The organism is Streptomyces prasinopilosus (assembly GCF_001419695.1).
Lineage (GTDB): Bacteria > Actinomycetota > Actinomycetes > Streptomycetales > Streptomycetaceae > Streptomyces > Streptomyces prasinopilosus.
On record NZ_LIRG01000735.1, the window covers coordinates 1 to 3243 of the forward strand.

At 73.0% G+C, this 3243-nt stretch carries 4 protein-coding genes; 1 reads left to right on the top strand and 3 read right to left on the bottom strand.

Annotation, left to right across the window (positions count from 1 at the left end; genetic code table 11):
• From AOK18_RS25515 to AOK18_RS25525, 3 genes are all read right to left on the bottom strand, one after another.
• On the bottom strand, positions 1-621 hold a 621-nt coding region (locus AOK18_RS25515; protein WP_167738743.1), incomplete at its 3' end, for an NADH-quinone oxidoreductase subunit C.
• On the bottom strand, positions 618-1331 hold the full coding sequence (locus AOK18_RS25520) for an NADH-quinone oxidoreductase subunit B (RefSeq protein WP_055574258.1): 714 nt from the start codon (positions 1329-1331) through the stop codon (positions 618-620). The genes AOK18_RS25520 and AOK18_RS25515, both read right to left, overlap by 4 nt.
• Positions 1322-1714, bottom strand: coding sequence for an NADH-quinone oxidoreductase subunit A (locus tag AOK18_RS25525; protein ID WP_055695858.1), 393 nt, complete (start codon positions 1712-1714; stop codon positions 1322-1324). Before AOK18_RS25525 ends, AOK18_RS25520 begins: the two co-directional genes overlap by 10 nt.
• Before the next feature lie 231 nt (positions 1715-1945).
• Between AOK18_RS25525 and AOK18_RS25530 the strand changes: the two genes are divergently transcribed.
• On the top strand, positions 1946-3172 hold the full coding sequence (locus tag AOK18_RS25530) for a sensor histidine kinase (protein WP_055574257.1): 1227 nt from the start codon (positions 1946-1948) through the stop codon (positions 3170-3172).
• Positions 3173-3243: the final 71 nt, after the last annotated feature.

Genomic DNA, 3243 nt, shown 5'->3' on the forward strand with positions numbered 1-3243 from the left:
GCCCCGTCCCGTCAGGCCCGTGCCCCGGGCCTGACGGGACGGGGCCGGGGGGAGCTGGCCCTTCAGCGGGCCCCACTCGTTGGGGTCGGGGACCCCCGGGGGAAGCATCTGGCGGCGCCTGGGGCCGCCGTGTTCGGACTCGCCGGGTTCCTTGGCGCCGGGCCAGGCCTTGGCGACGCGGGCGGCGAGGACGAAGTCCTTGCGCAGCGGGTGTCCCTCGAAGGTGTCCGGGAGGAGCAGGGGGTCGAGTGCGGGATGGCCGGTGAAGTCGACGCCGAACATCTCGTACGTCTCGCGTTCGTGCCAGGCGGCCCCCGCGTAGACGCCCACCGCGGAGGGCAGCGCCGGGGCCTCGTGCGGGACGGTCGTCCGCAGGAGCAGGCGCCGGACCGGGGAGAGGGCCACGACGTGGGCGCTCACGCGGAAGCCCGTGCCGGGCTCGTCGACCGCGCTCAACCAGTCGAAGTAGGTGCAGCCGAGCCGGTCGCGCGCGGTCTCCAGGGCCGGGAGCCAGGAGGCGGGCGGGACGTCGACGGTGAGGACCTCGTACGACTCCCCGGCCGCGGCCCCCGTACCGAACAGGTCCTCGGCGTCCGCGGGGAGCCAGCCGACAGCGGTCACCGGTCCTCCCCCCGGCCGGGCTCCACCGCGCCGGGTCCCCCCGGTGCCGGCGGCTTCACCAGCCCGCTCTGCAGCGCCGCCGCCGAGGGGCCTCGCCCACCGGATCCGTACCGCTCCCCCAGCGACTCCCGGGCGATCTTCTCCTGGAGCTTCAGGATCCCCTGGAGCAGCGCCTCGGGCCGCGGCGGGCAGCCGGGGACGTAGACGTCGACCGGGATGATCTGGTCGACGCCCTTGGTGACGGAGTAGGAGTCCCAGTACGGCCCGCCGCAGTTGCTGCACGCGCCGAACGAGATGACGTACTTCGGCTCGGGCATCTGCTCGTACAGGCGCTTCACCGCGGGTGCCATCTTGTCCGTGACCGTTCCGGAGACGACCATCAGGTCGGCCTGGCGCGGTCCCGGCGCGAAGGGGATGACACCGAGGCGGATGAAGTCGTGGCGGGCCATCGACGCGGCGATGAACTCGATCGCGCAGCAGGCGAGGCCGAAGTTGAAGACCCAGAGGGAATAGCGGCGGCCCCAGTTGAGGATCACCTTCATCGGCTCGGGGGCGAGCCGGGCGAGCGCGCCGAGCTGTCCGCGGCCCTCCGCGGGGAGCACGACGGGCTCGGGCAGTGGTACCGGTCCGGAGTCCGGCCCCCGGGCCGGGCCTGTGGCCGCGCCCGGCGTGGTGGCGGCGTCCGGTGGGTTGGTGGGGGTCACGTCCATGTCAGGACGCCCTTCTTGTATGCGTACAGCAGGCCGACGGCGAGGAAGCCGAGGAAGATGAACATCTCCACCAGCGTGGTCGCCCCGTAGCCGTCGGCGGCGAAGACGGTCGCCCAGGGGAAGAGGAAGATCGAGTCGACGGCGAAGATCACGTAGAGGAAGGCGTAGACGTAGTAGCGGACCTGGGTGTGGGCCCAGCCCTCGCCGACGGGGTCGACTCCGCACTCGTACGTCATGAGCTTCTCGGGCGTGGGGACCACCGGCCGCAGCAGGCGTCCCGCGCCGAAGGCGAAGGCGACGAACAGCACGCCGACCGCGGCGAGCAGCCCGACGACCGAGTACGCCTGGAAGTAGTCTGCCGCCGCGACCTGGTTCGAAGCGATCACGGCAGCCGGATCGCTGCCCGTCGTGCCGAAGCCGGTCGGATCGACGCCGGTCGGTTGCCGCACGTCCGCCCCTCGCTGTTCGACGATCTGTACGCACGGGAGTCTAGGCCCTGATAAGTGCCCCGTAAGCAGTCTGTCGCCCCCTGGTACGGGGGTGGGGATTTCCCCAGTGGACATCAGGGGTCCACCTCATGGCGCGGGTCCCCGGGGCCGGGCACGCTATGACACATGACCGAGCCCTTCCCCTCCCCCGACGACCGCCCGCCACCGGTGCGTCTCGCCTACGACCGGCACACCTGGAAGGAGATCGCCCATCTCCTGGCGAACCTTCCGGTGGCGCTGGTGGGCTTCACCTATGTCGTGACCACGCTGTTCCTGGGACTCGGGCTGGCCGTCACGGTGGTCGGGCTCCCGCTGCTCGCGGGCGGTCTGATGGGGACGCGGCTGCTGGGCAGGGGGGAGCGGGCGCGGGCCAGGGCGCTGCTCGGGCTGCGGGTGGAGGAGCCGAGCCGGCTGCCGCTGCGCGAGGCCGGGGGGTTCCTGCCGTGGCTGTGGATGGCCCTGAGGGACCCGGTGGGCTGGCGTACGGCGCTGTACGAGGTGATACGCCTGCCCTGGGGCATCGTCACCTTCACGGTCACGCTGACCTCGCTGTTCGTGCTGTGGCCGGTGCTGCCGTTCATCGCGCGGGGGCTGGCCAACGCGGACCGGGCGATGGTGCGCGGCCTGCTGTCGCCGTCCGACGAGCTGGAGCGGCGCATAGCCGAGCTGGAGTCCGGCCGGGGGCTCGTGGTCGACACGGCGGCGGCGGACCTGCGGCGCATCGAGCGCGACCTGCACGACGGCGCGCAGGCCCGGCTGGTCAACCTGGCCATGGGGCTGGGCCTGGCCAAGGAGAAGCTGCTGGAGGATCCCGACGCGGCGGCGTCGATGGTCGAGGAGGCGCACGGCGAGGTGAAGCTGGCGCTGCAGGAGCTGCGGGACCTGGCGCGCGGCATCCACCCGGCCGTGCTGACCGACCGCGGCCTCGACGCGGCCCTGTCGTCGGTCGCCTCGCGCTGCACGGTCCCGGTGCGGGTGACGGTCGATCTCACCGAGCGGCCGGCCGCGGCCATCGAGGGCATCGCCTACTTCACCGTCTCCGAGCTGCTGCAGAACGTCAGCAAGCACAGTGCGGCGCGGACGGCCTCGGTCGAGGTGTGGCGTGCGGACGGACGCCTGCTCATCCAGGTGGAGGACGACGGCCGCGGCGGTGCGAGCCTGGACGGCGGTACGGGGATGCGGGGTCTCGCGGACCGGCTGGGCGCGGTCGACGGTCTGTTCGTCGTGGAGTCGCCGGAGGGCGGCCCGACGACGGTGACGGCGGAGCTGCCGTGGCGGGACCGGTCCGGCGCCCTCGCCGAGGACGGGCGTACGCCCGCGCCCGCACAGGACTCCGTACAGCCGGTCACGTAACCTCCGGCCACGGCCGGGGTCGGGCGCGCTCCGTGACCGGCCGGTGCGTGGCCGGAGGTTACGTGACCGGC

What these genes read in the sequence shown, in the direction of transcription:
- AOK18_RS25530 (WP_055574257.1), top strand. Translation starts at nt 1,946, where the DNA reads ATGACCGAGCCCTTCCCCTCCCCCGACGACCGCCCGCCACCGGTGCGT.
- AOK18_RS25520 (WP_055574258.1), bottom strand. Translation starts at nt 1,331, where the DNA reads ATGGACGTGACCCCCACCAACCCACCGGACGCCGCCACCACGCCGGGC.